The sequence below is a fragment of the Sedimentibacter sp. B4 genome (assembly GCF_000309315.1).
Lineage (GTDB): Bacteria > Bacillota > Clostridia > Tissierellales > Sedimentibacteraceae > Sedimentibacter > Sedimentibacter saalensis.
Genome location: NZ_CANG01001011.1, coordinates 1 through 240, shown reverse-complemented (window position 1 = coordinate 240; position 240 = coordinate 1). Strand labels below are relative to the sequence as shown.

The following is a 240-nucleotide window of genomic DNA, read 5'->3' as shown; positions in this document are numbered from 1 at the left end:
CGACTGGCTGCTCTGAGCTCTTCACCCCATCTTGGCCAGGGCGTCGCCGAGTTCGGTCTTCGCGATCTCGACCTGCTTCTGGTACTCCGCCAGGTCGCCGTTGCGCAGCGCGGTGTCGGCCGCGGTGAAGGCAGCCTGGGCCTTCTTCATCGACTCGACCGCTGCGGTCTGGTTCGGGCTTGTCGTGCCTCCGGGCTGGGTTGGCTGGGTCGGCTGGGTGGGCGGCGGTGTCGTCGTGCC

1 protein-coding gene is annotated in these 240 nt (G+C 68.8%); it reads right to left on the bottom strand.

All coding sequences use genetic code 11. The features are described from left to right. Positions 1-21: 21 nt before the first annotated feature. Positions 22-240: hypothetical protein (locus BN358_RS28075; protein ID WP_040584194.1), on the bottom strand; the 219-nt coding region annotated here is incomplete at its 5' end.